Raw genomic sequence first — 26286 nt, 5'->3', positions numbered from 1 at the left:
CGTTCGGCTACTGCTCGGCACAGAGATCGACGAAGTTCCGGAGGATTCGCAGCCCGGTCTCGCCGCTTTTTTCGGGGTGGAACTGCGTGCCGAAGATCGTGCCGTCCTCGTTGGCGATCACCGAGGGGAAGTCGACGCCGTAGTCGGTGCTGGCGACGACCGCGTGCTGGTCGTCGGGAGCGGCGTAGTAGGAGTGGACGAAGTAGGCGTACTCGCCGTCAACCCCCTCGACGAGCGGGTGCTCGCGCTGCACGTCGAGTTCGTTCCAGCCCATATGTGGAACCTTCCGGTCGATATCGAACCGGACGTTGGTGCCAGGAATGAAGTTTAGCCCCTCAACGTCGCCTTCGCCGGCGTGTTCGGCCTCCTCGCTGGAGCCCAGCAGCATCTGCATGCCGAGACAGATGCCGAAGATGGGTTGGCCGCGGTCGGCAGCGGCAGCCAAGGCGTCCCGATAGGGGCCGGCGTTATCCATCCCCTCGCGGAACGCGCCGACACCGGGGAGAACGATGCCGTCGGCGTCGGCGAATTCGTCGGGGTCTTCGGTGATCGTCACGCCCGCGTTCGCGCGTTCGAGCCCGCGGGTGACGCTCCGGAGATTACCGAGCCCGTAGTCGACGACGACGACCTCGGCGGCGGTCGCCTGCTGAGTTGTGCTCATACCGGCTCTGTGTGGGCAGCCGGCAAGTGGCTTTCCGTTCACCCATCGTTTCCGCCCGACTGCTCAGTTTCCGCGAGCGGTGGCTCGGCGGTCAGTTGCTCACACCGAGTCAGCAGCTCAGATAAAAACCGGGAGCGACGTTACTCCTCGTCGATATCGAGATCGAACTGTTCGTTTTCGCTGACAGCGTTGAGCACGACACTGGTGTTCGACTCGCGGATATCCACGTCTGTCAGGAGTTCCTTGATCTGGTCGTTCATCCCATCGGTGTCTTCGAACTTGCCGATGGCAACGATATCGTAATCGCCGGTGACCTCATAGACGCTGACCATCTGTTTTTGCTCCCGCAGCCGGTCGGCAACTGTCGGAATCGCGCTCCCCTCGACCTTGAGGTTGACAACCGCCGTCACATCGTAGCCGAGATTGTCGTAGTCGATGATCGGTGTGTAGCCGTTGATGACTCCGTTGGCCTCCAGATCCTGCAGATGGTTCGAGACCGTTGTCACCGAAACATCGAGCTGTTTGCCGAGACTCCGAAGACTTGCTCGCCCGTTGCCAAGTAACGCATTGATCAGTTTCGCGTCCAAGTTTTCGTACGTCATACAGGCTTCGACGGGCTGGGGGGTTTATAATTTTACGAATATCCAGTTTCTGAGTTTGAGCGGTGTAATTGCCATAAGCGGTAAGACCTTTATACTGGCACCAAATGGTCTACTCGTCCGGAATATGACTGAAAAGAACGTTGCCACAGACGGTGGATTGACCGACGAAGAACAAGCGGTTCTTGATGAGATTGACGATGAAGGGGTCGACTTCCTTCGACTCCAGTTTACTGATATCCTTGGCACGGTGAAGAATGTGTCAGTACCGGCCGACCAGGCCGAGAAGGCCTTCACCGAGGGCATCTACTTCGATGGCTCCTCGATCAACGGTTTCGTCCGGATCCAGGAGTCCGACATGCGGCTCAAACCCGACCCCGAGACGTTTGCTATCCTCCCGTGGCGCAACGACGAGGAAAGCGGGGCGGCCCGACTCATCTGTGATGTGATCAACACCTCGACCGGCGAACCCTTCGAGGGTGACCCACGCTATGTGCTCCAGGAGGCCATCGACAAGGCCGAGGAACACGGCTTCGAGGTCAACATGGCTCCCGAGCCGGAGTTCTTCCTCTTCAAGACCAACGAGGACGGCTATGCGACGACGGAGTTCGCCGACCACGGCGGTTACTTCGATCTCGCCCCGAAGGATCTCCAAAGCGACGTGCGCCGAGAGATCATCTTCACGCTCGAAGAGATGGGCTTCGACATCGAGGCCAGCCACCACGAGGTCGCCCAGGGCCAATACGAGATCAACTTCAAATACGACGACGCGCTGTCGACGGCGGACAACGTCGCCACCTTCCGCTTTGTCGTCCGTGCGGTCGCCGCCCAACACGACCTCCACGCCACGTTCATGCCGAAACCGGTGCCGAAGATCAACGGCTCGGGCATGCACACCCACATGTCGCTGTTCAAAGACGGCGAAAACGCCTTCCACGGCGAGGGTGACTTCGATCTCAGCGAGACCGCTCTCTCCTACCTCGCTGGCATCCTCGACCACGCGCCGGCGATCACCGCCGTCACCAACCCGACCGTGAACTCCTACAAACGCCTCGTCCCTGGCTACGAGGCTCCGGTCTACGTTGCGTGGTCCGACCGCAACCGCTCGGCGCTCATCCGGAAGCCGGCGGCCCGCGAGCCAGTCGCCACCCGTATCGAGGCGCGGTTCCCTGATCCGTCCTGTAACCCGTACCTCGGCTTTGCGTCGCTGATCAACGCCGGGATCGACGGCATCGAGCGCGATCTCGACGCGCCGGATCCGATCCGCGAGAACATCTACGACTTCGACGAGGAGAAGATCGAGGAGTACGGCATCGAGACGCTGCCGAAGAACCTCGGCGACGCTGTCGAAGCGCTCGAAGCCGACGATGTGATCCTCGGCGGCCTCGGCGATCACGTCGCCGAGAAGTTCGTCGAAGCCAAAAACGAGGAGTTCACCGACTACCTCGTCAACGTCTCCGAGTGGGAGATCGACCGCTACCTCGAAAAGTTCTGAGCGGCCACCGCACTACGACCTTTTTTTGCGCCACTGCTCGACGAGTGGCAGCCAAAGGATGATGCCGACACCGACCGCGCCCCCAACGAGCGCGCCGGCCAGCCCGAAGACGCCCTCGTAGGCACCGATCCAGACACCGCCGGCGACGACGAGTCCGCCGACAGCGACCGGCAGCGACACCGTCGGCGCGGCCACCAGTCGCTCACCGCTCCGGTACCAACTCGCGCCCGCGCCGACTGCGGTGCCGAGGCCGATCACCGCGTGGCGAACCTCCTCGGTGTGACCGCCAGCGGCGGCGACACCGAGGCCGACGACAGACGCGACGCCGGCGAGCAGGAAGACGCGGTCTGCTTGGGGGATCGATTCGTCGTCAGCGACCCACCGTGCGAGGACGATCAGCCCTACGCCGAGTGCCATGCCAGCGACGATGTCACGGGGGTAGTGAACCCCGAGGATCACGCGTGATCCGCTGACAAGCGCGATCACTATCGCGGCAGCGGCATATCGGGGTCGACGACGCCCGACCGTCAGCAACGCCGCCAGCCCGCCGTAGACCGCGGTCGCGCCGGTGGCATGACCGCTCGGGAACGTGAACCCCGAGGAGTCGAGTTCGCCGGCGACGAACCCGGCGAGCCCGCCCGGCAGCCCGGCGGGATCGATCGGGGTTGCCGCGGGTCGCGGGATGGCCGTGTAGCTCTTCACGGCGAGAACGACCGCCAGCGCGAGCGTCGCCAGCGCGATCACGGTCGCCGCAGCGGGGCGGGTGGTGTCGGTGAGGCGCGGCCCGACCCAGTAGCCCACCGAGAGCCCGACGAAGAGAAACCACGCGTCGCCGAGCAGCGTGATGAACGCGAACAGGGTGACCAGCAGCTCAGCGGGCGTGAACAACAGTGTGGGAGTCACCATGACTTGTCAGTGTCTCGGCCACGTCGGCGAGAGAGTGTCGAACTCACACTGCCTCCGTGCGAAACCGTTCGACCGAGGCGTCCACGGAATCAAGATCGGCATCGGCACCGATCAACAGCGTGCCGTCGACATCGATGGCGGTTGCGAGCGCGTAGGCATCGCCGAGTGCCATCGTCCCCGTTCGTTTGAGGGTTGCCGCTGTATCCCAGCAGGCCTGCGGATCGTGAACAGCGACCCCGAGCTCTTCGAGTCGTGTGAGGCTTGCTCTGAGATCCGCCTCTCGAAACCCTACTCGTGTGCCGACGTACAGAACCTCCGTCTTCGTGATGGGGCTGATATACCCGTCAATCTCGCCAGCCGCGACGCGGTCGATCCACCCTTCGACCGTATCACTGCCTGCCTCGTCGTCCAGATACGCGATCAGCGGTTCGGTATCGAACACCAGCCGATCGATCATTCGGTCGACTCCTCGCTGTCGTAGCGATCGACGAGTGCTTCGAGGGCCTCTTTGTCTCGATCCCGTTCCTCACGGAGCAGCGTCGTTGCTGGACGGTCGTCGTCGCCCTCGCGCTGTAGCCCGCGAAACTCGCGCATCGATCCGATCGGCCGAACGACGATCTCGCCGTCTTCTGTTTCGACGAACTTCACCCGTCCGGGAGCTGGAATCCCGTGTCTCTCCCTGAACTGCTTCGGGATCGTCGCTTGCCCCTTTTCGGTTACGGTGACGACGTGTTCGTCATCGTCCGATCTAGTATTACTTGCCATGAGTAATACTCTGTAGTAGAAATACTTAGTGCTGATCCTGCGATTGGTGTGTGAGATGGTTACTCTCGAAGACTGACGACCATCGTCTCCTCCCGGTCGGTCAGATCGACCAACCCATCGTCGGAGAGGTCGTTGAGTAGCCCCCGAAGCCACTCCCGCCCGTGATCGCCATCAGGGGTGTAATCGACCCGGATTCGCGGCCCCAGCTCGTCTAAGCCGAGCTCGTCGTACTCGCCGAGCGTTTCGATGACGCGGCCGCGGAACTGCCGGCGGCTTCCCTCGAAGCTTGGCTGCGTCGGTACGTCGGGTGCGGTGAAATCCCCTGTTTCGTAGGCGTGACACCACTCACGCCACGGACAGCCGGCCACGTCACACCGCGGCGTTTTCCCGCAGGCAACGCCGCCAAGCTCCATGATCGCGTTGTTCCAGACGCGGGATTTCCCCTCGGGCATGAGCTCGCCGGCGACCCGCTCAAATTCGGTGTCGTCGTCGGGGATATCGAAGGCGCGGTACAGCACGCGTTTGACGTTGGTGTCGACGACGGCGTCGCCGTTGTTGAACGCAAACGAGGCGACAGCGTTGGCGGTGTAGGGGCCGACGCCCATCAGCTCTTGGAGCTCCGCGGGCGTTTCGGGGAACTCACCGCCGTAGTCATCGACGATCTGTCCGGCGGCTTCGTGGAGATACTTTGCGCGGTTGTTGTAGCCGAGGCTGTGATCGCTCCAAAACGAGACGACGTCGCCGCGGGCGGCGTTGGCCAACGATTCGACGGTAGGCCAGCGGTCGAGAAAGTCCCGCCATGCGTCGACCACGCGATCCAGTTGGGTCTGTTGGCTCATGATCTCCGAGACGAGGATCGCGTAGGGATCGTCGGTCTCCCGCCACGGATGTTCGCGGTGATCGGCCTCATACCAATCGATCAGCCGCCTGCGAACCCCAGCGAGGTCATCCGGGAGGGTCGCCCCGCCGTCGTCGGACTCACTCATCGGTGGATGTCGGTGATCGGTCGGCTTAGGACTACTGTTCTGTGCGACGCGGCTGTTGTTTTCTGACCGAAATAATAATACGGAAGGAGCTATAACATATCGATTGCAGTGCTACCACCATGCCAGTGGGGTAGCGGGGTCTAAGGGGGGTCAATGTCGCCTTTTCCTTTATGCGATAACAGCTGAGAGTCACAGGTATCTCCTGCATACAGTATCAGAGCCAATAATCAGACGTGTTGGAGAGCCTGATCGGTGACGCTGATGACGAGCTTACTACGGGGTGAGAACTCACAGTGTTCTGACTGAGTCAACATTGTTGTAACTGACAGAAGGTTGATCCTCGAAGGAAGGGAAGTCGGGGGAACTTCCACACCTGTTCGGGGGGTAGTCGCCTTGAATAACTCAAGGGACTACCTGAACGGTATTGGCACGGATATAAATATCTGCTGCTGAAATTTTCAAATTTGATATCAGCGATGTTCTCCGCGGGCTGTCGATCTTCTGAGCCGGTATCCTTTTTTCCCGGCCTGCCGCCCACAGTGGTATGGCCCTCCGCTCGGTCGTCCGCGACCACCCGCTGTGGCTGCTCTCCGGTATCGTCCTGTTGGGGGCGATCGGCTACATCCTCAGCTCATTCATCGGGCTCGTCGTTGTCGGGCTGTTCGTCTACTACGCTGCCCGACCGGTGTATCGCCAGCTGGTGGCTCGGATAGGCCATCCAACCATCGCCGCCGGCCTGTCGATCATCACGCTTGTGTTGCCGATGTTTCTGCTGGTCGGCTACGCGCTGCTCATCGTCTCCCGGGAGCTGCGGCGGCTGACAAATATCCCCGCGTTCGGCCCCCGACAGCTCGGGATCGATCCCGCAACCTACAGCCGGCTGACCGATCCCTCGTTTCTGTTGTCGCCGGAGGCTCGGGAGCTGTTGACAGGGGCCCTCTCCAGCTCGATTCTCAATTCGCTGGTGTCGGTCGCCGAAACGGCGACAACCCTCGGTGTCATCCTCATCAATCTGCTTGCGGTCGCTGTCTTTGCCTTCTATCTCCTCCGCGATGACGACCGCCTTATCGGGTGGTTTCACACCACCCTTGACACCCGCGGGACGGTCTTTGAGTCGTTCCTGCGGGCAGTCGACCGCGATCTGAGCAGCATCTTCTTCGGTAATATTCTCAACGCGATCATCACCGGGACGATCGCGGTCATCGCCTACTCGGTGTTGAACGTGTTTGCACCTGCCGGCGCGGCGATCCCGGCGGCCGCCCTCGTCGGCCTGCTTGCCGGTGCAGCGAGCCTGATCCCGATCGTCGGCATGAAGATCATCTACGTGCCTGTCGCCCTCTATATGGCCGCCCGCGGCGTGCTGACCGCCGGCGGCGAGAGCCTGTGGTTCGTCGTCCTCTTTGCGGCCGTTTCGGTCGTCGTCGTTGACTCGATCCCGGATTTCCTCCTGCGCCCGTATGTCTCCGGGAAGAACGTCCACATCGGATCGCTCATGCTCGCCTACATTCTTGGGCCGCTGTTTTTCGGCTGGTATGGCCTGTTTCTCATGCCGGCACTGCTCGTCGTCGTTGTCCAGTTTGCGATGGTCGTCGTCCCGTCGTTGGATATCGGGTCGTCGTCTCCGCTCCACGACGCCCAGTCGACGCTCCAGCGGTTCGCCGACGAGACTTCCGCTGAACGATCGTCAACCACTCACGATTCGGTACCAGCCGCCGATAGCGAGTCGCGTGATACAAACAGCTAACTGGAGCGGGGGAAAGGGGGCTCGTCGAGCGGGTTATTCGTCGAGATACTGTGCTTCCCACTCGGCGCGGGCGTCGATCTCGCGGCTGCCACGGCGGGTGAGTGTATAGAAGTTTGTCCGCCGGTCGCGTTGGCCCTTCTCGACGAGCCCTTTGTCGACGAGGGTATCGAGGTTCGGGTAGAGCCGGCCGTGGTGGATCTCCTTTTCGTAGTACGATTCGAGTTCGTCCTTGATCGCAAGGCCATGAGGCTCGTCGAGACCGGCGATCACGTACAGCAGATCACGCTGAAATCCTGTGAGGTCGTACATGTATACTGTCCGTTTCGGTGTTATTCTTTTATTCAAATAAATATACCGACTCGAAACAGCACGACGTGATATTTCGGGTGCGATAGCCCTCAGATCGTCAAATCAACGCTGGAATGTTGCCACTTTTACTTGTTGGTTCGCTTTTGCGTCGCTGTATGTGACGGCCGATATACGAACGATTCACGCCGCGTTCCGGCGATTCTGTCTCTCAACCAACAACTCCTGTACTCCCGAACCCCTTTTTGGCTGCGTCGGCAACACGCGGTATGAAGATCCGCGGGCAGCGCGTCTGTCAGGCCTGTGCCACCGAGTGGTCGTACTACGAGACCGGCAGCGTCGCCTGTCCGAGCTGCGGCTCGCTTCGCAGCGTCGGCCGTGATGACGACCGGCAGCTCCACACCGACACGCCGGCCGCGCTCCCGCTTGCACAGTTTCAGGCGCGGATCGCCGCGGAGCCGGTTGCGGAGTACGCGACCGATCTCAAGGCGGTGCTGCGTGAGTACACCCGCAAGCGCGGGTTCATCAACGGCGGTGAGCTCCAACCCCTTGACGATCGCTACCTCACAGCCCGGACGCTGCTGCATACTGTCGATATCCTGGCTCGTCGCCGCGAACCGACCGCCGATGCCGAATTATACCTTTTATCGCTATACGAAACACTGGCCGACGACGCTGCTGACACAGCAAGCGATGCTGCTGACGCCGACACGACTGTTAGCGACGTTGACAACGTTGACAACGCTGTCGACACCGAAACTGCTGGTACCGACGCTGTCGACGCTGACAGTACCGAACTGACCGCTGCACAGGTGCCGAGCGAGCTTCAGGAGGCGTGGGGGTTGGCCGCCGCCGACGCTGTTGGTGCCTACTGCAGCGACCTCCGCACCTGGCTGGACGCGACACCCGACGAGGCCGCAGCCACCACCCTCGGCGAGCTCCGGGATCACGTCAACCGTCTCAACGCGCTCCAGGGCGATGTCGAGCCGGCGGTCGCCACCGACGTTGTTGAGGGGGCCCGTGCTGTCGGCCGGTATCTCCGGACGGGCGACGACGACGCGCTCACAGCTGCCCGCGATCGGCTGCGGCGATTGGCACAAGCATAACACCCAAACCCCACTCGTTCCTTGCGGTACCTATGCCGGAGCCGTTCGATATCCACGACCACCGCCATCAGATGAAACAGCTCAAAGAGAGCAGCGACACCGGGCTGTACGACAACCGTGATGGTGTGTCCTGTCCGGTCTGTGCGGCCGCCTTTGATCGACTGTTCATCCTCCGTGGCCGCGAGCAACAGTTTCCGGAAAACGATGGCGCGCGGTTCTGTCTCCTGAATCAGGACGACGCGGTCTATCTGTTCCGACACTGAGAGCTAGGGGAGCTCGATCTCGATGTCGTGTTGTTCGCTGGCGGCGGCAACCGTGTTGTACAGCAACATCGCCCGCGTCATCGGGCCGACACCGCCGGGGACGGGCGTGATCGCGCCGGCGACGGATTCCGCGCTCTCGTAGTCGACATCGCCAACCAGTTCATACCCTTTCTCGGTGTCGGCGTCGACACGGTTGACACCCACGTCGATGACGGTCGCGTCCTCCTTGAGCATCGAGCCATCGACCAGCTCCGGGACGCCCGCGGCGGCGATGACGATATCCGCTGTGCTCGTTTTCGCCGCCAGGTCGTCGGTACGTGAGTGGCAGACCGTCGTCGTCGCGTTCCCTTGTGGGGCTTTCTGGATCAGGAGATTCGCAATGGGTTTGCCGACGATATCCGAGCGGCCGACGACGACCGCGTCGGCCCCCTCGGTTTCGATCTCGTAGGCCTCCAAGAGCTTCTGGACGCCGTGGGGCGTACAGGGTTTGAACCGGGCATCGCCGGCGACAAGGCGGCCGACGTTTTCGGGGTGGAAGCCATCGACATCCTTCGCGGGGTCGATCGCGCGGATGACCTCGCGTTTGTCGACGTGATCGGGCACCGGCAGCTGCACCAAGATCCCATGAACCTCGGGGTCGTCGTTGAGGCGGTCGATGGTCTCGAAGAGCTCCTCGCTTGGGGCGTCGGGCTCGATCTCGACGTGGATCCCGTTGATGCCGACCTCCTCACAGTCCTGCTGTTTCATCGAGACGTAGGTCTCGCTGGCGGGGTCGTCGCTCATCAGGACGGTCGCCAACCCGGGGGTCACGCCGCCCGCTTGGAGGGTCTCGACACAGTCGCTGATCTCGTCGCGGATCTCGCTGGCGACGGCGTTGCCGTCGATGATCTCGGTCATTAGACGGATGAGGGTCGGGGATCGGCAAAAGGATTCGGAACGCGTCTACAGCAAACCGTATCAGGCCGAGGTGTCGCCGTGGGCTTCGAGGGTATCTCTGACCAGCGGGAGCCGGCTGTCCGTTGCCGCGGCGATCTCGGCGTACGTCTGTGTCGGGTTGGCCGCCGCGTGTTCGATGATCCGCTGCTGGCTCTCGGAGAGCTCCGCGGTCGACTCGGCTGTCTCGCTTGTCGCCCCCGCGATCACGTCGTCGGGGTCGTATGTTTCGAGCGTGTCTCTGACAAGCGGGAGCCGGGCCCCGGTTTGCTCGGCGATATCGGCGTAGGTTCGTTCCGCGCTGTCGGCGGCTACTTCGAGGATCGCGTGTTGGGTCTCCGAGAGCTCGTCCCGGTCGGCGTCGTCGCTGTCGGCTGTCGTCGCCGCCCTCTCGCCGTCGTGACCGTCCGGAAGCGTCGCGGCCTCCTCGTAGGTCTCGCGGATATCCCGGACTAATCCGACGTGAGTGTCGACGCGGGCGGCGATCTCCTTGTTGGTTGCCTCCGGGCTCCGCAGTGCTGCTTCGAGGACAGCCTGTTCGGTGGCGTTGAACGATGCCGAATCGGTTGGCTTCGGGCCGCCCGAGCGGCGTCGTGTCGGTGCCTCGGGGCCGTGGGCGGCGATCGTATCACGAACCAGCGGGAGGCGATTGCCGGTTCGCTCGGCGATCTCCGCGTTTGTGAGCGACGGATCTGCTCTGACCAGCTCAAGGATCTCCTCTTGGGCTGATGAGAGCAGCTCCTGATCGAACTCCATCGCCGACTCGTCGGCCGTTGCTCCCGCCGATTCGTCGTCGGGCAGTGTTGCCACCGCCTCGTAGGTCTCGCGGATATCCCGAACTAATCCGACGTGGGTGTCGACGCGGGCGGCGATCTCCCTGTTTGTCGATTGTGGCTCTCGCAACGCCGCTTCGAGGACGGCCCGTTCGGTGGCGTTGAACGACGCCGAGTCGATCGGTTTGCTACCAGTGGTTGGCTGGCCTTCTTCGGCGTCAATGCTGTCGCCGTGGGCGGTCAGCGTGTCACGAACCGTTGGGACGATATGGCCGGTTTGCTCGGCGATCTCGGCGGCGGTCAGCTCCGGCCGCGCCGCGGCGGTCTCAAGGATCCGTTCCTCGTGGGGGTCGATCGCCGTCCCAGATGTGGTGCCGTCAGTCATCGGTTGATCCTCCACCTCGCGGATGAGTGCGACGCGGTGCTATGCGCGCCGCCCGTACTTGCGTGCCGAGGCATGTACATGTGCACTCGGAGCTACACCTTTAATATTGTATTTTTTGTCACCTGACAGGAACGTATATTGGGAAACAGCGGCTCCAAAACATATGCTCAAAATTTTATCTTCTAATATGGTGAATTATACAGTGTATATCAGAATCTATTCGAGCTACGAGCAGATCTCTCGTTTTTTGTTCGGTCATCTGTGTCCGATCTAGCCGACGACAACCTTCGGGAACGCGTTACGTTTAATACGGCCGCCATCGTACGCCCATCTGTCCATCTGGTGTCTCGGTTCTCAGTGCTGAACATGGTGAACCCTATTTCGGACACCAGGTGGGCAGTTCAATTGCTGCCTCCGAGAGTGTATCGCCAATAGTCTTCGTTCTAATTACCGCTTCGTTGCTACCGGTATCGCCACGTCCGGGGTAGAGAATATTATTTATATATGACATTTCTCTCGATAGAATGGTTTTGTCTGTCCACCGCATACTCCTCATCTACGGACACGGTTGGATCACTTTGAATATCGACTGTGATAATTCGGTGACCAGCTTTATTACCAAAAACCCGATTGATACGAGTACAGCCTGTGAAGCTGTCTAACTGACACACACTCGCAGGCTTCAACACTGAGAACCGAGACACCACATCGTCGTCTTTTCCGACACGGTGTCGTTTCTACCGTTTTGACAGCTTGTTAGCGTCAGCAGTCGCCACCACCATCTCTGGACGACAAGCGTGCCCTACAGTTTTGTTCACCCCGATTGTTGGGTGCCGTATGATCGGTGAGTCAGCGAACCCGGCGGCAACACAGGAGATCGTCGTCCTCACAGGGGTTATCGTCGTCGTCATCATCATCGCTGTCATCGGGTTTCTCTGGATGCTGTCGCGGTAGTCGCGTCGGTGTTGGTGGTGTCTTCCCCGGTCGGCCATCGGGGCTATTCTCCGATGTGTAGCGGTGCTGCGTGTGTGAGCTGTTGTCTAAGTATAACTAAATACAGGGAGCGTCCTACCGTTGGATATGTCTACGGGGGCTGATACCACTGAACATGATCCTGACGTGGCCGCCTGTGAGAAATGCGGCCATCAGATCCCCTCCGAGGAGCTGGTCGAACACCATATCGTTCCGCTGGCGGCCGGTGGCGGCGACGACCCCGACAACATCGCAACGCTGTGTCGCCACTGCGAGCGGTACGCGCCCGATGAGTTCCTTGATCCCGGGGAGTACGAATCGGTTTTTGCCGACTACGTCGACACCGGCACACGCCCCGAGGTTGATTTCGCGTATTTCGGTGTGATCGCCACCGAAAAGCTGGCGACCGCCTACCGCGATGCAGCAGGGGGGATCACCGGCGAGATGGATGCCGATGAGCTGGTCGAAAGCATCGATCCGATCGTCAACACCGTCCAGAGCCTCCCGGAAGCCGAGGACACCCACAGTCCGGCGTACTACTGGATCCTCTATGCGCGGTTTGCGGAGTACGGCTGTGTCACCGAGGCTGATTCGCTCACGAAAAAGTATATCGACGGCGATCTGACAACCTAAGCTACGTCTCGAACTGATCCAGCGAGGACTGGCTGGCTGTTGTCGTTGTTTCCCCGTGTTCGTCGGCGATCGCCGCCGCCCGCTCACGGCCGCCCGACAGCGACGCCCGGGCGGCGACCGCCGGATCGGCGAGCGCGGCGGCCGCCTCGGCCTGTAGCTCGCCGTATCGTTGTGTGAACTCCTCGCGGGCGGACTCGTATTCGACGACCGGGTACGGATAGGTGTCGCCGATCTCGACGCCACAGGTCTCTTGGATGTGTGGCGGCGTCGACTCCGGCTGATCGAGCTGTTCGACCGGCAGCGGCTCCAACTCCGGCACCCACCGCCGGATGAACGCCGCTGCCTGCTCGTGGTCACGAACCTGTTTGCGGGGGTTGTACAGCCGAAGCCCTGGGACACCCAACAGCCCGCACTGTGACTGCCACTGCGTGTAGTTGATCGCCGCGTCGGCATCGATCAGCTCGTGGTAGAAGTGATCCGCACCGATCTGCCACGGCTGCTGGAGGAGATGGAAGTACGCCGAGGCACACATCGCCCGCATCCGGAAGTTCAGCCAGCCGGTTTCCGCAAGACACCGCATGCTCGCGTCGACCATCGGAAACCCTGTCTTGCCGGCTTTCCACGCCGCGACCAACGCGGGGTCGTACCGCTCGCGGTTGAACCCCTCCAAGACGGGGTTGACCGCGGTATCCAGCCAGCCGTGCCAGTCGGCGAGCTTTTGGGTGTAGTGGCGGTTCCAAAACAGCCGGGAAATGAACATCTCGCGTGCGCGAGTCTCCGGCGCGTGCTCGATCACGTACTGATAGACCTGCCGGACGGAGAGACAGCCGAAGGCGAGATACGGCGAGAGGCCGCTGGTGCCCTCCCGGGCGGCCATCGGATCGGAGATTCTCCCCGGGTATGTGTCGATATCGTCGACGAACGATGCCAGCCGCTCCCAGCCGGCCGCGGTGCCGCCGGTCGGCACCTGCTGTTTGGTTGGCTCGATGTCGTAGGTAGCGTTGATCGCGGGGATCGTCACCCCCGTTGCACAGGACTCGATCTCGACGGCGTCCGGGCTCCACTCGTGGAGGTCGGCGGTGAGAAACGCCTCGACGTGATCGCTCCAGCCTGCTCTGGTCGGTGCTGATCGCCGGAGGCCGTCGCCGTGGACAAACTCCACGTCGGCCGCGTGGGCGGCTGCCCGATCCCGTCGCCGTCCGTACCGACCGGTCGGCTGTTGGGCGGCGATAACCCGCCAGCCGCGATCGGCGAACTGCCGACAGATCGCCACCGGATCGCCATGGGCGTAGCTCAGCCCGTTCTCACCGACCCCGCGGTACTGGCCGTCGAGACCCCGCAAACACTCATGCAAAAACGCGAGTCGGCTATCGCAGGCGAGGCCGTCGGCCCCGTAGAAGGCGGGATCGAAGATGAACAGCGGCAGCAGCCGGTCGGTCTCGACGGCGGCGACGGCGGGGTGGTCGCCGAGCCGAAGCCCGTTTCGGTGCCAGACAACCGTTCCGGTCGGCTCGCTGTCGCGGAGATCGGGGATCGCTGACGACGCGGGGAGCCCGCTCGGAAGCGACCCCTCGGAAGCCATATCTCGTGTTCGGCCGCCAGCGACAAAACCCATGTGCCGACCAGGAGCCGATCGTTTGGTTCTCGGAACCAGCCGATAAGTTGACAAAACCTAATTATGACCGCAGCCAAATGATGGGGTATGCGCCGAATACTCCTTGTAACGCTGCTCGTTGCTGTCGCGCTTCTCGCCGGCGCGACCGGGCCGGCCGCTGCACAGTCGAACCCGCCGATTACCTGTGGCGGCGAGACAGGCGAGGTACAGATCGATCAGGTCGTCGCATTTTATAACAACAATACTGATGCTGTCCCGTCGATGATCGGCTCGGTGGCCGCAGCCAACACCACTGAACTGCAGATCCAAAACGCCGCCCAGGAGTACTACACCCTGCAGGCTGACGGCTCCCTGGAGATCACCTCAGTTGAGCTTGGTGAGGCCGAGGATCCGAACGTGATCGTCGAGACCAACCGCCAGACGGCGTGCTCGCTGTACACCGCCGAGAACCCGGTCGCCGAGTTCAACGATGCCTACGACAGCGGTGAGATCACGATCGAAGGCGCGGGGACGATCGACAAGGCAAAGGTGTTTGTCGTCGAGCGGGCGATGGATCTCGCCGGGATGTTCGGGGCGGCCGCCTGATCGACGCTTAGACAGAAAGCTCGTTGTCGGCTTGGATCACATCAAGGGAGTCGGCGTCGATGGTGTCGACATCGAGCCAGTTGGGGACATACTCCCGTTTTTCGAAGGTTTCGTGTTCGTCCTCGGTGCCGATCGTACACCACAGCTGTACCTCATCGGGGCCGTGCCAGTCGCCCTGTCGCTGGATCGAAAAGCAGATCTGCTCGCGCCCATCGTAGTCGATGATCGCACCCTTGCGGATCCCGGGGTCGCCGGTGACGATGAGATGTTGCATACTTGGGTTTCGATTGGCTGGCTGTTAATGGCTTCGATGCGGGCGGTTCCCTTGTCACGCGTCACCCCTACCGTGCTCGCTACGCGTCGTCCACCACTGTTCGTCGGCGTCGTCCACCGCGCTCCTGCTGTCTGGATCGTCATCTTTAGGTCTCGTCTGGTGAAGAGAAGATATGGATCGTCTGCAGCAGTCGCTTCTCGACGCACCGATCATCGAAAAGGGCGACTACGAGTATTTCGTCCACCCGATCAGCGACGGCGTCCCGATGCTCCGCCCCGAGCTGCTGCGGGAGATCGTCATTCGAATTATTCGGAAGGCCGAGATCGAAAACGTCGACAAGATCGTCACGCCCGCCGCGATGGGCATCCACATCTCGACGGCCGTCTCGCTGATGACTGACATCCCGCTGGTCGTCATCCGGAAACGCTCCTACGGGCTTGACGGCGAGGTGTCGCTGTCGAAACAGACCGGCTACTCCGAATCGGAGATGTATATCAACGACGTTGAGCCCGGCGACCGCGTGCTCGTCCTCGACGACGTGCTCTCGACGGGCGGGACGATGGCGGCGATCCTCGACGCGCTGACCGAGATCGGCACCGAGATCGCCGATGTGGTCGCGGTGATCAAGAAGGCCGGGCCGAACGAGCTCGATGAGACCGATTACCACGTCAAGACGCTGATCAACGTGACCGTCGATGACGGCGAGGTCGAGATCATCGACGCGATGGGCGACGACTGAGCCGGCGTCGATACCACCGACGGCGCGGCGGCTGTTTCGCAACCCTTATTTCCGCAATCACGCAACGATTGGGTAGCCAGCGGCGGCGTGCCGGAGTAGCTCAGCCTGGCAGAGCGAATCCTTCGTAAGGATTAGGCCGAGGGTTCAATTCCCTCCTCCGGCTTAAGGTCGCCTACGGCTCCCTTCTGACTCACTAATCACCACAAGGCGACGACCCCGTATAAACTGTCGCCCCCACAAACACCGATAGTTGTTAAGGTAAACCGGCAACAACCACCGCAACCACCCCGCCGGTAATTGTTAAGTCACACTACCCGGTACTCCGCCCTCATGCGATTAGAAAAAAGGAGTATCACTATGCAACCACCAAAACAGACCTCAAATCAGTAAGAATGTCGCGCGCGCCACCACTACATCCCGTCACGCCGGCCGGAGATCGCGCCACCGAAACTCAGCCACCTCACCGTTCTCAAGCTCCACCCGATACATGATATTGTCGCGCGCGTCACCAGTAGCCTCACCAGCATCATCCTGTAACACCCCAACGACCTCCCCCCGGCGACGGTGATACCGCTCGTGATCGGGATCGTCCTCAGTAGGAATGTCGATTCGAACGTCGTCGTCAACAGTGAACCGTTGCATCGCTATCCGTTCATCTCACTCCATTCACAGCCACACGATTCACACGTATAACATCGCTTTGTCCCTGTTCCCTCTTCTTTTTCGAATACATAGACCTCACTGCTGTTATCACATTGAGGGCAGGTTTCGTCAACTTTCCAAGAGAGGGTCATTCTATGAGAGAGTATGTGTTCTGTCTATATTATCTACCGGAGTTAGATAAATTAAACTCAGATGGGTGAAATGCCGCACTATATATCTTAAACCGCTCCGATATGAGACGTAGACTATACGATTCCCCCTCCCGACAACTCTTTCTGAATTCATCGTACACTTTGTTGAAGTTATTAAATCCAAATGCACAAATTAAGGCAACCTCTGCAATTGCTAATGCAGTATAACTAATCAACCTTAGAGCGTGATCGAGGGCTTTGATGTGTGTTTTCCCATAGAGCCGATTAAATATCCCACCCTGTTGGTACTGCGCCCACTCGCGTAGTCTCTTTAACAAATCGTAAAATGTAAAAAATGTGTTCTTTTGTAGGTATTCGCTTTCTTGTGATGCTTGGTAAATGTCTTTTAGCGCATTCTGTGCATACTTGTTCTGTTTCTGTTTCTGATTGTGAATTTCATCCTTAATTGGATATGGCACTTCCCACGAGAATGCGCTTTCGCTGCCCGGATTACTATCTACTGGAAAATACATAAACGGAAATACATATAATTTAGATTGTAACTTATCCATACACTCAGTTCTATGTTTTGCGAATACGCTATTATGTGTCCCCTTGCCGCCCTTCCGTATATCCTCAAACTTTGAATGCATAATAGCACTTACAGATTTATAAACAGAATAATACATTTGTATGATTCTCCACTCTGCGGTTTGGGTTCTCTCTTTCTCAGATTCCCGAAACGGATAATTTAACGCGAATTCGTCTCTCCAAGCGTTTGTTAAGTTTCTAAACGCTGGATTGAAATGTTCATCCTTATTTGACTCTCTATTCCTAAAAAATTCTTGAATATCAGATCTGTTGTTCTTGACTTGTGATATTATATGGTATAGAACGTGTTTTTGAATTATGTCGAGATTGTCTCCCCAATATTGGTGGCCGCCCTTCTCAATGGGTGAAATTCGAGAAAGGTGACTCTCCGTTAACCGGTGACAACTGCCTTCTATGTGTGGTTCGTGTTTATCGAATTTGTCCCGGTCGTACTCGTATGCTTTGTTGTATCCCGCGTTAATTGATTTCATTAATTCTACTACAGGCTTAGCCTCATCCTGATATACTTTCCAGTCCTGTATCTTATCCATTAATTAGAACACTTCCAGATAGTCCTCAATTACTTCTCGTTCTTCTGCATTCAGATCAAATAGATCATAGACGGCTTCATCAATATCTGACTCAAGCTCCTCTATCGATGTGTTCTCAACCGTCTGTTTGTCTGACTCTAATTCAGTGAGAAGGTGTTCGACGCCATCATCTGATCTGGGAATGGGGATCGTCATTTCCTCACCACTCTTGACATTGCGACCATTGACAGCAGCGTGAACGTACTCGGCTCTCTGTTTTCGAGCTTCCCGGTCATCTGAGTACATCGCGGGGTCACTGATCGTGTCTGACCGCCCAGCTTGTACGGTAAAGTCTTCATCTACATCTACCTGAATCTCTGCACTGACGGGATAACGGCGGGTTTGCCACTCGTAGGTGATGTAATCCAGTTGGCCGTCGTAGTCACCGAGATAGGCTTCGGGGAAACGCTCAGTCTTACTGTCAAGGTCAATAGAGTCCACAATTTCTCCTGATCGGTCGCGCATTACATCGAAGACGCCTGCGTTGTCCTTGGTGACACAAGGAAGTTTTTCCACGTACTGAGAACGGTATTCGTAGTAGCCACCCATTTTGACAGTTGTGATATGTTTGAAGTAGAAATCCAGTGGTTTGGAATTAAGTTGACAGGCCATTTCTTCGGTGAGGCCACGAACCTGTTGAGTTAGTAACACACCGTAAGCCGTAGTAAAATACCACGTCCCCGGCTCGTCAATCATAAAGGTCGCATCTGTAGCGATATGTGCCTGAATGATTTTGGGATTCTCGAACTTCCCAAGATTCTTCGGATAGATGTATCCATACCAGTCGTCTTCGCCCTCTTTCCGACCACTCTCTCGCCCTTCGAGCGCATCCCGATGAGTGGTGAAGTAGTCCCAAGTCAAAGGTAGATTCTCTTGCAGGTGTTCCTGTGAGTACAATCCTGCTTCGAGTTCACCAGCCTCGCTTTCTTCTGCGTAGTACGGATGAATGACGTGAAGGCCACCCCAATCCCCTCGCCATCTCTTTACCTCATCTCCCTGCAAAAACGGACGGAGTAAGTCTGTCTCAATTTCGTACTCCTGTGACTCGCCAGTTGGAACGATAGTAACAACATCGCCGGTGTCATCCGATTCTACTCGGTCAGAATCCAGCACATCCACCACATAAATTTTGTTCGCGCTGGTACGGATACCTTGGAACACCGCATCGGTCACATCCCCAACCGTGGTATCGCTCTGTTGTTCCAGTTTCTCGAATACCTGCAACTCCTCTGGGGGCATCAACGGCCAATATTCCTCACCTGAGAGTTTCCGCTGTGGGTAGTCGAACACGTCTATGAAATCATCAGAGTAGCCCGCCTCCCCCCGATTCTCACGTACCGACGCGATTATGGCCTCGTCTAACTCTCGGTCGTTCTCGTTGTCTGTGTTCGCTTTGACCCGGACACACCGAATCTCGTTGTCTTCCCTCTCCGCCTCATCGGGTTCGTCTTCGAGAATCACGATAGCCGGGTAGTTGGTAGCGTCCTCGAATACGCCCGAGTCTCGGAAGTCGTACACTTCCTCAATACGACTGTCTTCGAGCAGAACTCGGCGAAGACCCTCTCCGTAGTCTGTAACCATAAACTGATTCGGAGTGATGAATCCGAGTTTCCCGGTTCCGTCCTGAAGCCAGTCGAGTCCTCGTTCGTAGAATGGACAGTATATATCATAGTTGCCTGTCGTCGCGTCATACAACGTGTCCATCATATCCTTCTGGCTGTCGGGGAGGTTCTGTATACGAACATAGGGCGGATTACCCACAACGTAGTCGTACTCCATATAGTTCTTCACAACAAGTGCCAGCACCGTGTCCTCAAACATCTTGAACAGCCGCCCATCGTTGTGTTCCTCTTTGAGATATCGAACGTTCTCAAGCATATCATTGACGTAGGGAGCGAAGAACTCCTCAACGCCAGAATATTCACGCTGGGTGTGATGGTTGATTCGCTTCTCAAGCCCGCTCTGATACGTCCAATCGAAGTCGCCACCAAATTCCTCGGCGAGGGCCATATGATCCTTAACTGTGTCCAGTACACCCTGTAGAGCCGCAAAATACTCTCCAAAATTGTTCACCCCCGTCTCCAATTGAATGGTATCGAACAGCGGCATTCGCACGCGGCGCACGAGGAACCCGTCTTCTGTCTGGTTCGCTTCATCCTCATCAACTTCGACAGGGAGCGGAACGGGAATCTTCACGTCCTGCTCGTCCTCGGTCATCGCGTCGAATGTCATTTGCCGGGAACCATCCTCACCGAGATCGGTGCCCGTTAGTTTACGCTCATTTCGGAGGGTATCGGTTCGGTAGATTGGAAGCCGACGAATCGTGTATCCGGGGTTGCTCTGTTTCGCTTCGCGGTAGGCGGGGAGAATAGCCACCACGAAGCGAATCTGTGCCATTAGTACGGCGAAGGGGTGAATATCGAGCCCGACAATCCGGGGTCGCGTACAGAGATCTTGGAGATGTTCTTTCCAGTCCGGGTCATCCTCGTAGCGTTCCACGTCGGCGAGATACCGTTCAACTGCTTCAACGAGGAACGTACCAGACCCGCACGCGGGATCAATGAGACGTTCGTTCGAAACCCCTCGTTCATACTCAACCCCATCCATAATGTAGTCAATAACTGGTTGTGGAGTGTAGAACTCTCCGAGGGCTTTCCGCGTCTCTGGATCAAAGTATCGCTGGTAGAGATTTCCGAGAAGGTCGCCCTCTACATCAGCAAAGTCGAACCTCAGTACGTTGAAAAAGAGATCGGCCACTGATCGACTAAACCGATTTCGGGTCGCTTCGCTTATTTTCTCAACTTGTCCCGTTCCGCGGGCCACCGCTTCGAACTGATTAGGCCCGGTTTCGTGACCCCGTGATAGTTGCTCGGTGTATCCGTCAGTCCACCACACGAAAATATCGTCTTGGAACAAGCCCTCTACCAAATTGTCCTGCATGTCATCGATGAGGTTGTTGGCGGCAACGGGGAAGGCATCGAGATTGATGGTTTGGCCGAATCCCTGTAATCCCCTGAAGTAATCATTCATCTCGTCGTGCCCAGTCCCCGCAAAGAAATCGTGATCCTCAGTGGCTTTAGCAAGAAGGAGCCGGGCAAGAAGGGCATGACCACTCTCCAAACAGAACATGAAATCTCGCAGAGATTGATTTCCGTCGATGAAGGGTTCCCATGAAGTGGGTACTTCATCGGGTTCACTCGCATAGGTTGCTTCCCAGAAATCATAGGCTCCTTTGACGAATTTAGCCTCTTTCTCATCGCGGAGTTCAACCAAGAGATCCATCAGGCCGGTCACAAGATTGGCAAATGGGCTGCCCTCCTCAAGTCGGAACGTATCAAAGAAGTGTTCTTGTCCAAGATCAGCCTGTTGATCGAGGGGTATCGGGTCGAGATCGCCAAGGAATTGATTAACGTGTTCTGGATTGGTGAGATCAAATTCTCGCTTCTCAAGCGCACTGAGTAAGTCACGAATGTCGGTTTGGTCGGCTGTTTCTGTCGATGTGATTAAAATTGGATCGTCGCGGTCACGTCGGTAGAGTCGAATTTGCTCACCATTAGTCAGCACTCCGTATTCTGAACGGAGGCTGTTCATATAGTGGAACAGTTGATCTCTGTGTTCGGGCAAATCTCGCCCGGTCGTTTTGAACTCGTAAACAGCGGTAACAGCCTCGTTTGTATCTAAGGTAATGTAATCAGGCCGTCGATCATCTGGAAGCGTAAATTCACTCCGAATGTCAATCCCGGTTCCTTCGTATCCAAGCGCGTCATAAAATCCGTTTTCGAGAAAGAGATTTTCAACATCCCGCTCACTCATATCTTCGGTAGCAAGGGAACCGATTACCTCTAAAGAATCGGCCAACGTGGAGGTATCAGGCATACCCCGATTTCTTTGCTATCAGTTGATAAAGGTTAGCTAATCTGAGACTAACAAGGTCGTTCTTTAGACAAACGCTCCGATAGCCGTCTGATCTTGCCCAGACACAGCCGCCGATATGTCTACATCAACGGCGTCAGTAATGCCTTCCAGCGGCTTCGTCAACAGCGTCTCGGTCATCCGGGCCGCGTCAACGACCAAGCGGTCTTCTACAGGTCGAAGGTCGTCAGCACTCTCATACGCGATCCGGTCGATCTTCTCACCGATTTCATCGAAGTACATCGGTCGGAGATAGACCCGCATTGGCTTACTCCCCCTCTCGAACTCGGTTCCACACAGCTCGTTTGCATTCATCGCCGCTTCAACGTGGGCAGTTGGCTTCTCATACTCACTGAATGCCTTGCCGATCCCGCCCGGAATGCCGATCCGGTTCCAGTTCGGGTTGTCGGGTTCGAGATCGGTCGCGGCTTCATAGATGATCCCAGATACGTCGTCAACACGGTCATCGAGAATGGCTCTGACGACGGCCTTGTCGGTATCTCGTGTCAACCGAGCAGCGTCAGAACGCTTCGCCGCCGATCCCTTAATCACGATCTCTGGGTTATCCATCACGGCGTCGGGTTCCATGCCCTCTTTCCAAGTGGCCTTGTAGGCATACTTCTTTTTTCGACCCCACTGCAAGAATCGGGGTGCGAACATCTCAGGATCGATCCGCCACTCACAGTTTTCAGTGAGAATGCGCATTTCCTCAGCCAGCGGCGGGTACACTTCGGCTTCCAGCTCATCACAGATACGGAGTACCGCATTGATACACCGCTCCTGTTCCCAATCACTCGGAAATCTGATATAGTTGGAATCGGTGTCACCGTAGATTACTTCGGCTTCGGTATTCTCATCGACGTATTTCCCAGAAGCCTTTACTACGGCCTGTCCGGCCAGTGTAACCGCTTCTGCGGTTTCCCGGTCGTACAAGAAGAATTGAGTCCACCCAATCACTCCATATATACTGTTAGTGATAGTTTTACTTACTTGATACTTTACTGCATACAGAGCTTCTTCGACCGAACCCGGATCGGCCTCGTTTTTTAGAGTACGGAAGCCCTCTTTCAGATCAAGCGCGTCTTTGACCAACGACTTGAACAGCCCATCCCGATCAAGCCGGAAGCACACGCCATTCGGTGCCTTCGAATATGGAATGTTCTCTGCTACCGCCCGCTCCTCGTCGATCTTCGTATCCGGCGAAGCATTGAGCATATACATCGTCCACGGGTACAGCGATTCCACGTCGATTCCCATCACGTTGTTCGCCACGCCGCTGAACGCGTCCATAACGTGACCGCCCTCGAACTTCTCGCCGCCATCGGGATTGGCTGTCGGGGCAACCTCGTCCCGATCTCGGATCTTGCGTCGGGCCATCATCTCGATGAACTGGTAGTTGTTCACCGTATCTGAGAAGTCAACCCCGATCTGCTTGCGAAGGCTGTCCCGAAACTCAATAACGCCGGCCGTGTCGTTGATTCCAACGGCGAGCCGGGTGTCGCGCGAATTGTAATTGATGAGCTGTTCGGGATCGGCTTCGAACATCTCAAAGAAGCCTCGTTCGTGGTGGATTTTTGAGGCCCCCAGTTCCTCGCCGGCAACGTAATCGAGACTGTAGGAACGGAGTTCACCCCACATATTCTTCTTATACATATCCAGCAGATCGTACACAGACACTCCACCGATCTTGGCGTCCCCTTGGTAATCGAGTCCGGCAGACCCGATCAGTGACATTCGGCTGGGGTCAACGCCCAGCGTTTCCATTCGGGCCAAGAGGTAGGGCGCGTCGAAATCAACGTTCCATGCAGTGAGAACGTCGGGATCATGTTCGCCGATCCAGCAGGCGAGCTTGACCAACATCTGTTTCTCAGTCGGCTCAACGTGTAGCGCGTCAACTTCCTCGGGCTTCCCGTTCGGGAACATCTCAGCTATGTCCCGATTGTCGCCATCGATGAACCCGATAAATTCGTCGTCGTAACTGTCGTGGGCAACGATACTGGTAATGCGTTTCTCGCCGGGATCGGGGAATCCACCCCGGTCGTCAACCTCGATATCGAGTGTTAGCACACGCGGTTGGGGATCTATTTCGACGGGGGACTCGATGGGGTCAACGCGCCCTGTTTCCGGTGAGAATGTCGCCCACGCCTTCAGCCCACTCTCGATCCGGTATCGGTTTCGCGGAGAGACATCGGCTTCCCACGTCTTTGCGAACAAGTCCTTCGCCGTTCGAACATCGTTCTCAGCATCTTCAACCGTCACCCGGCTCACCGACTCGGGGACAGTTCCGAACGTGAACGGATCTCGCTCGGTGTCATGTTCGATACCAGCAATGCCGTTCGAGCCAACGAAGGCCGACTCATTGCCCAGCACCTCACTCGTCGCAACGTAGAAGTAGTGTTCAAAGCCCGCGACTGTTTTGTGGACTCGCTTGCTGTCAGCATCCCGGCCGAACAGATGAACGGTGGTGTTGTTGTTCGCGTCGGTCTCGGTCTCGACTTTCGTGACTAAGAATTGTTGAGTCATTGGTAATCGCCCAGCATTTCGTTGCCGCCAGCCAGCGTCGTCGGTGTCTTCCCCCGGAGAACATAGTCACCCAATCCAACGCCAGCTTCGAGATCCAATTCTAACCATCGGGCATCTCTGGTCTTGGATTTCCCCCGCGAGAGTTTGGCCGTTGCAGCGTAGTAGTCAGCATCAAAAACGGTGAAGCTCTCATCGTCATTCTCGTAGAAAATGAGTGTGATTCCAGCGTTAGCGGCGTTCTGTACGACTGTTTCCATGAACGACGCCAGCCCTCTGTAGGCGTACTCTTTCGTCACCAAAACGAAGTCTTCGTCGTCCCGCTTGAGCCAATACGCAATTGTCCCGTCTGGGTCGTCTATCGGGTTTACGATGTGAAATCCATCTCGTTCCAGTCGGTGTGCTGTTTGGTGAATCATTGGTTGGGTAGCTCCGTCTGTCGCCGCTCATTCTGACTGCACTCAAAGCTCGCCGAGGGCACTGCTGCCGGTTCGGGGATCGGAAGCCGCCTTCTGGTGGTAGGCGATAAGAATAGTCGAACTACTACGGGTGAACTTGCTGGGCGCGTCCTGTCTTATCCTTCTGACACAGAAAACTCGGTGACAACTTCCTCGGGGATGAATTGAGCCTCCCACTCTCGTCGGGCTGCTATCTCACGCTTCCCCCGGTTTGTGATCCTATACGAGTTCGTCCGCTTGTCGATTGTTCCTTTTTCGAGCAGACCCTTCTCAATCAGTGTGTCAAGATTTGGATACAGCCGACCATGATTGATTTCCTGCTCATAATCTTCTTCGAGTCTTTCTTTGATGCCTAATCCGTGCGGTTCCTCTAATCCAGCAACTACGTACAGAATGTCGCGTTGAAACGCCGTTAGATCAAACATCTCAATTAGATATTGTATGGTTGCTATAATTAAGTTTCTTTCAAGTAACGATCCGACTGCTACAGATCCAACTTGTAAAAAGCGTAGTTGACGGCACCATAATCACAGTTGAGGTCATCAGCAATCTCGGCTTTCGAGTAGCCCAATTCGTGCAGAGCCCGCGTTCTGTCAGCGTGTTTCAGTGGCTCACCCCACGTCGATCCACACATATTGTAGTACGGACAGTGTTCGCCGTCGCCCTCACCGTAATAACAGAGCGGCTGTTCGTCTGTCTCCAAGTGGTCTGGGGCCTCCTCGTTCATCGCTTGGAAGCCCCGCACAACACTCTCGATCTTCGTTCTCCGACTCTCCTTGAGCGGTGAGACAATCAGGTCGTCATTCTTCGGGTAATAGCCCGCCACGGCTGCCACGTCCCATTCGGATTCGAACAACAGCGCGTAGTATTCGCCTTCGAGGTAGATCCCGTCGTTGCGATACTTCTTGTCAGGGGTCTTCCCCGTTTTGAAGTCCACTATCACCACGCCGTCGTCGGTATCCACGTCGGGGAATCCCACGGCCGGGTAGATGGAGTCGGCGTACCCCATCATCGGGATCGCCGTCTCACCGTAGCCATACGGATCTTCCAGCCATTCTTCGGCCTCGATGGCGACCGGCAACCACACTTCTGGGTTGTCAACGGTCTCCATTCGCCGCCGTTCGAACGCGAGGAAGTTGGCGATATACGGCGTCAGATAGTCGGCCCACCGATCAACGGTCGGGAGGAACTGCACCAGATCATCGGGGAAGTCCCCTTCCTCGGTCACGTACTCGGTGACGTTGTGATAGTATTCCTCAATCGTCTCGTGAATATTGGTTCCCCGACGCATGGGGCCAGTTTCCGGCCCTTTGAGCCCCTTGATGTACGAGAAATAGAACTTCTCAGGACACGTTATGAATTTCGACACCCGTGATTTTGAGACGTAGGGAATTGTTCCGGGCTCGGCCTCACTTCGGAGTCGCTGGACGCGATCCGTTTGGGCCGGCATTAGACACCCTGCTCAAGCTCAGCGACGTGTTCGGTAATCTCCGAGATCGTTAGTCCGTCGTCGCTCTCGTAGAACTCGATAACGCATCGACCCTCTTGGGTGGCTTTCTGGTTCGCCTGACCGAGAACTTCGAGAGCGGTTCTCAGGCCGGGTGTGCTGTCAATCTTCTCGATTGTCTCTTGGCTGATCGCTGTCTCTTGGGTCATAATATCCAACAAGTACCGGTTCCGA

Annotated in this window: 26 protein-coding genes and 1 tRNA gene; 8 read left to right on the top strand and 19 right to left on the bottom strand. The window is 57.4% G+C overall.

The genetic code is table 11. The annotated features are described in order from the left end of the window. Window positions 1-7: 7 nt before the first annotated feature. Window positions 8-661 carry an imidazole glycerol phosphate synthase subunit HisH gene (hisH, locus tag EWF95_RS02995; RefSeq protein ID WP_142442576.1) on the bottom strand — a complete coding sequence of 218 codons (654 nt, stop codon included), beginning with the start codon at window positions 659-661 and terminating at the stop codon, window positions 8-10. 140 nt (window positions 662-801) lie between these two features. Continuing rightward, window positions 802-1263, bottom strand: coding sequence for an HTH-type transcriptional regulator Lrp (lrp, locus tag EWF95_RS02990; protein ID WP_142442575.1), 462 nt, complete (start codon window positions 1261-1263; stop codon window positions 802-804). A 124-nt stretch (window positions 1264-1387) separates the two neighbouring features. On the opposite strand from lrp, the gene glnA reads away from it, so the two are divergent. Continuing rightward, the gene (gene glnA / locus EWF95_RS02985; protein ID WP_142442574.1) at window positions 1388-2755 is read left to right on the top strand and encodes a type I glutamate--ammonia ligase; all 1368 of its coding nucleotides are present in this window, start codon (window positions 1388-1390) and stop codon (window positions 2753-2755) included. A 12-nt stretch (window positions 2756-2767) separates the two neighbouring features. Here glnA and EWF95_RS02980 read toward each other — a convergent pair whose 3' ends face one another. From EWF95_RS02980 to EWF95_RS02965, 4 genes are read right to left on the bottom strand one after another with little or no spacing between them, the layout of a single operon-like run. After that, window positions 2768-3661 (bottom strand): phosphatase PAP2 family protein, encoded by an 894-nt coding sequence (locus EWF95_RS02980; protein WP_142442573.1) that lies wholly within the window; start codon window positions 3659-3661, stop codon window positions 2768-2770. 43 nt (window positions 3662-3704) lie between these two features. Next, window positions 3705-4118 carry a type II toxin-antitoxin system VapC family toxin gene (locus EWF95_RS02975; protein ID WP_142442572.1) on the bottom strand — a complete coding sequence of 138 codons (414 nt, stop codon included), beginning with the start codon at window positions 4116-4118 and terminating at the stop codon, window positions 3705-3707. Then, window positions 4115-4426, bottom strand: coding sequence for an AbrB/MazE/SpoVT family DNA-binding domain-containing protein (locus tag EWF95_RS02970; RefSeq protein ID WP_142442571.1), 312 nt, complete (start codon window positions 4424-4426; stop codon window positions 4115-4117). The genes EWF95_RS02975 and EWF95_RS02970 overlap by 4 nt, the downstream gene beginning before the upstream one ends. 59 nt (window positions 4427-4485) lie before the next feature. Next, entirely contained in the window at window positions 4486-5412 is a 927-nt protein-coding gene (locus EWF95_RS02965; RefSeq protein ID WP_142442570.1) for an A/G-specific adenine glycosylase, read from the bottom strand. A 544-nt stretch (window positions 5413-5956) separates the two neighbouring features. Between EWF95_RS02965 and EWF95_RS02960 the strand changes: the two genes are divergently transcribed. Then, entirely contained in the window at window positions 5957-7156 is a 1200-nt protein-coding gene (locus EWF95_RS02960) for an AI-2E family transporter (RefSeq protein WP_142442569.1), read from the top strand. 33 nt (window positions 7157-7189) lie between these two features. Here EWF95_RS02960 and EWF95_RS02955 read toward each other — a convergent pair whose 3' ends face one another. Further along, window positions 7190-7465 (bottom strand): helix-turn-helix transcriptional regulator, encoded by a 276-nt coding sequence (locus EWF95_RS02955; RefSeq protein ID WP_142442568.1) that lies wholly within the window; start codon window positions 7463-7465, stop codon window positions 7190-7192. 266 nt (window positions 7466-7731) lie between these two features. Between EWF95_RS02955 and EWF95_RS02950 the strand changes: the two genes are divergently transcribed. Together EWF95_RS02950 and EWF95_RS02945 are read left to right on the top strand one after the other, a co-directional pair. Beyond that, the gene (locus EWF95_RS02950; protein WP_142442567.1) at window positions 7732-8568 is read left to right on the top strand and encodes a DUF7117 family protein; all 837 of its coding nucleotides are present in this window, start codon (window positions 7732-7734) and stop codon (window positions 8566-8568) included. 32 nt (window positions 8569-8600) lie between these two features. Then, on the top strand, window positions 8601-8831 hold the full coding sequence (locus EWF95_RS02945; RefSeq protein ID WP_142442566.1) for a DUF7385 family protein: 231 nt from the start codon (window positions 8601-8603) through the stop codon (window positions 8829-8831). A gap of 3 nt (window positions 8832-8834) precedes the next feature. On the opposite strand, the gene EWF95_RS02940 is transcribed toward EWF95_RS02945, so the two are convergent. Together EWF95_RS02940 and EWF95_RS02935 are read right to left on the bottom strand one after the other, a co-directional pair. Beyond that, the gene (locus EWF95_RS02940; protein WP_142442565.1) at window positions 8835-9728 is read right to left on the bottom strand and encodes a bifunctional methylenetetrahydrofolate dehydrogenase/methenyltetrahydrofolate cyclohydrolase; all 894 of its coding nucleotides are present in this window, start codon (window positions 9726-9728) and stop codon (window positions 8835-8837) included. A gap of 60 nt (window positions 9729-9788) precedes the next feature. Continuing rightward, window positions 9789-10922 (bottom strand): hypothetical protein, encoded by a 1134-nt coding sequence (locus EWF95_RS02935; RefSeq protein WP_142442564.1) that lies wholly within the window; start codon window positions 10920-10922, stop codon window positions 9789-9791. Window positions 10923-12002: 1080 nt separating this feature from the next. On the opposite strand from EWF95_RS02935, the gene EWF95_RS02930 reads away from it, so the two are divergent. Continuing rightward, on the top strand, window positions 12003-12527 hold the full coding sequence (locus EWF95_RS02930; protein WP_142442563.1) for an HNH endonuclease: 525 nt from the start codon (window positions 12003-12005) through the stop codon (window positions 12525-12527). Window position 12528: 1 nt separating this feature from the next. On the opposite strand, the gene EWF95_RS02925 is transcribed toward EWF95_RS02930, so the two are convergent. Beyond that, window positions 12529-14109, bottom strand: a complete 1581-nt coding sequence (locus EWF95_RS02925) for an FAD-binding domain-containing protein (protein WP_142442562.1) — start codon at window positions 14107-14109, stop codon at window positions 12529-12531. A gap of 120 nt (window positions 14110-14229) precedes the next feature. Between EWF95_RS02925 and EWF95_RS02920 the strand changes: the two genes are divergently transcribed. Then, window positions 14230-14727 (top strand): hypothetical protein, encoded by a 498-nt coding sequence (locus EWF95_RS02920; protein WP_142442561.1) that lies wholly within the window; start codon window positions 14230-14232, stop codon window positions 14725-14727. Window positions 14728-14734: 7 nt separating this feature from the next. On the opposite strand, the gene EWF95_RS02915 is transcribed toward EWF95_RS02920, so the two are convergent. After that, on the bottom strand, window positions 14735-15001 hold the full coding sequence (locus tag EWF95_RS02915; protein ID WP_142442560.1) for an HAH_0734 family protein: 267 nt from the start codon (window positions 14999-15001) through the stop codon (window positions 14735-14737). 172 nt (window positions 15002-15173) lie between these two features. Here EWF95_RS02915 and hpt point away from each other — a divergent pair, with 172 nt between their 5' ends. Together hpt and EWF95_RS02905 are read left to right on the top strand one after the other, a co-directional pair. Continuing rightward, entirely contained in the window at window positions 15174-15740 is a 567-nt protein-coding gene (hpt, locus tag EWF95_RS02910; RefSeq protein ID WP_142442559.1) for a hypoxanthine/guanine phosphoribosyltransferase, read from the top strand. Window positions 15741-15829: 89 nt separating this feature from the next. After that, window positions 15830-15903 (top strand) — tRNA-Thr (locus EWF95_RS02905). A 257-nt stretch (window positions 15904-16160) separates the two neighbouring features. Here the strand turns inward: EWF95_RS02905 and EWF95_RS02900 are convergent. The 8 genes from EWF95_RS02900 to EWF95_RS02865 all read right to left on the bottom strand — a co-directional run bounded on the left by EWF95_RS02900 (window position 16161) and on the right by EWF95_RS02865 (window position 26261). Further along, window positions 16161-16382: a hypothetical protein gene (locus EWF95_RS02900; RefSeq protein WP_142442558.1), complete on the bottom strand. Its 222-nt coding sequence runs from the start codon at window positions 16380-16382 to the stop codon at window positions 16161-16163. Window positions 16383-16563: 181 nt separating this feature from the next. Then, a complete protein-coding gene (locus EWF95_RS02895) occupies window positions 16564-17676 on the bottom strand; it encodes a hypothetical protein (protein WP_142442557.1) in 1113 nt (370 codons plus the stop codon). Window positions 17677-17679: 3 nt separating this feature from the next. Then, window positions 17680-21591 carry an Eco57I restriction-modification methylase domain-containing protein gene (locus EWF95_RS02890; protein ID WP_142442556.1) on the bottom strand — a complete coding sequence of 1304 codons (3912 nt, stop codon included), beginning with the start codon at window positions 21589-21591 and terminating at the stop codon, window positions 17680-17682. 63 nt (window positions 21592-21654) lie between these two features. After that, window positions 21655-23997 (bottom strand): DNA polymerase domain-containing protein, encoded by a 2343-nt coding sequence (locus EWF95_RS02885; RefSeq protein WP_343193913.1) that lies wholly within the window; start codon window positions 23995-23997, stop codon window positions 21655-21657. A gap of 149 nt (window positions 23998-24146) precedes the next feature. Beyond that, window positions 24147-24566, bottom strand: coding sequence for a hypothetical protein (locus tag EWF95_RS02880; RefSeq protein WP_142442554.1), 420 nt, complete (start codon window positions 24564-24566; stop codon window positions 24147-24149). A 155-nt stretch (window positions 24567-24721) separates the two neighbouring features. Next, entirely contained in the window at window positions 24722-25030 is a 309-nt protein-coding gene (locus EWF95_RS02875) for a PadR family transcriptional regulator (protein ID WP_142442553.1), read from the bottom strand. Window positions 25031-25089: 59 nt separating this feature from the next. Further along, on the bottom strand, window positions 25090-26055 hold the full coding sequence (locus tag EWF95_RS02870; protein WP_142442552.1) for a RecB family exonuclease: 966 nt from the start codon (window positions 26053-26055) through the stop codon (window positions 25090-25092). Beyond that, on the bottom strand, window positions 26055-26261 hold the full coding sequence (locus tag EWF95_RS02865) for a hypothetical protein (protein WP_142442551.1): 207 nt from the start codon (window positions 26259-26261) through the stop codon (window positions 26055-26057). The genes EWF95_RS02870 and EWF95_RS02865 overlap by 1 nt, the downstream gene beginning before the upstream one ends. Between the last annotated feature and the right edge of the window lie 25 nt (window positions 26262-26286).

Source organism: Halonotius roseus (genome assembly GCF_006861655.1).
Lineage (GTDB): Archaea > Halobacteriota > Halobacteria > Halobacteriales > Haloferacaceae > Halonotius > Halonotius roseus.
This window is presented reverse-complemented; position numbering and strand designations above follow the sequence as displayed.

Excerpts from the sequence above, each read along its gene's own strand:
- EWF95_RS02915 (WP_142442560.1), bottom strand. The coding sequence starts at position 15,001 with ATGCAACATCTCATCGTCACCGGCGACCCCGGGATCCGCAAGGGTGCG.
- EWF95_RS02875 (WP_142442553.1), bottom strand. The coding sequence starts at position 25,030 with ATGTTTGATCTAACGGCGTTTCAACGCGACATTCTGTACGTAGTTGCT.
- EWF95_RS02930 (WP_142442563.1), top strand. The coding sequence starts at position 12,003 with ATGTCTACGGGGGCTGATACCACTGAACATGATCCTGACGTGGCCGCC.
- EWF95_RS02940 (WP_142442565.1), bottom strand. The coding sequence starts at position 9,728 with ATGACCGAGATCATCGACGGCAACGCCGTCGCCAGCGAGATCCGCGAC.
- EWF95_RS02925 (WP_142442562.1), bottom strand. The coding sequence starts at position 14,109 with ATGGCTTCCGAGGGGTCGCTTCCGAGCGGGCTCCCCGCGTCGTCAGCG.
- EWF95_RS02900 (WP_142442558.1), bottom strand. The coding sequence starts at position 16,382 with ATGCAACGGTTCACTGTTGACGACGACGTTCGAATCGACATTCCTACT.
- EWF95_RS02980 (WP_142442573.1), bottom strand. The coding sequence starts at position 3,661 with ATGGTGACTCCCACACTGTTGTTCACGCCCGCTGAGCTGCTGGTCACC.
- EWF95_RS02935 (WP_142442564.1), bottom strand. The coding sequence starts at position 10,922 with ATGACTGACGGCACCACATCTGGGACGGCGATCGACCCCCACGAGGAA.
- EWF95_RS02975 (WP_142442572.1), bottom strand. The coding sequence starts at position 4,118 with ATGATCGATCGGCTGGTGTTCGATACCGAACCGCTGATCGCGTATCTG.
- EWF95_RS02965 (WP_142442570.1), bottom strand. The coding sequence starts at position 5,412 with ATGAGTGAGTCCGACGACGGCGGGGCGACCCTCCCGGATGACCTCGCT.
- glnA (WP_142442574.1), top strand. The coding sequence starts at position 1,388 with ATGACTGAAAAGAACGTTGCCACAGACGGTGGATTGACCGACGAAGAA.
- EWF95_RS02890 (WP_142442556.1), bottom strand. The coding sequence starts at position 21,591 with ATGCCTGATACCTCCACGTTGGCCGATTCTTTAGAGGTAATCGGTTCC.
- EWF95_RS02865 (WP_142442551.1), bottom strand. The coding sequence starts at position 26,261 with ATGACCCAAGAGACAGCGATCAGCCAAGAGACAATCGAGAAGATTGAC.
- hpt (WP_142442559.1), top strand. The coding sequence starts at position 15,174 with ATGGATCGTCTGCAGCAGTCGCTTCTCGACGCACCGATCATCGAAAAG.
- EWF95_RS02880 (WP_142442554.1), bottom strand. The coding sequence starts at position 24,566 with ATGATTCACCAAACAGCACACCGACTGGAACGAGATGGATTTCACATC.
- EWF95_RS02950 (WP_142442567.1), top strand. The coding sequence starts at position 7,732 with ATGAAGATCCGCGGGCAGCGCGTCTGTCAGGCCTGTGCCACCGAGTGG.
- EWF95_RS02955 (WP_142442568.1), bottom strand. The coding sequence starts at position 7,465 with ATGTACGACCTCACAGGATTTCAGCGTGATCTGCTGTACGTGATCGCC.
- EWF95_RS02920 (WP_142442561.1), top strand. The coding sequence starts at position 14,230 with ATGCGCCGAATACTCCTTGTAACGCTGCTCGTTGCTGTCGCGCTTCTC.
- EWF95_RS02945 (WP_142442566.1), top strand. The coding sequence starts at position 8,601 with ATGCCGGAGCCGTTCGATATCCACGACCACCGCCATCAGATGAAACAG.
- lrp (WP_142442575.1), bottom strand. The coding sequence starts at position 1,263 with ATGACGTACGAAAACTTGGACGCGAAACTGATCAATGCGTTACTTGGC.
- EWF95_RS02870 (WP_142442552.1), bottom strand. The coding sequence starts at position 26,055 with ATGCCGGCCCAAACGGATCGCGTCCAGCGACTCCGAAGTGAGGCCGAG.
- hisH (WP_142442576.1), bottom strand. The coding sequence starts at position 661 with ATGAGCACAACTCAGCAGGCGACCGCCGCCGAGGTCGTCGTCGTCGAC.
- EWF95_RS02895 (WP_142442557.1), bottom strand. The coding sequence starts at position 17,676 with ATGGATAAGATACAGGACTGGAAAGTATATCAGGATGAGGCTAAGCCT.
- EWF95_RS02970 (WP_142442571.1), bottom strand. The coding sequence starts at position 4,426 with ATGGCAAGTAATACTAGATCGGACGATGACGAACACGTCGTCACCGTA.
- EWF95_RS02960 (WP_142442569.1), top strand. The coding sequence starts at position 5,957 with ATGGCCCTCCGCTCGGTCGTCCGCGACCACCCGCTGTGGCTGCTCTCC.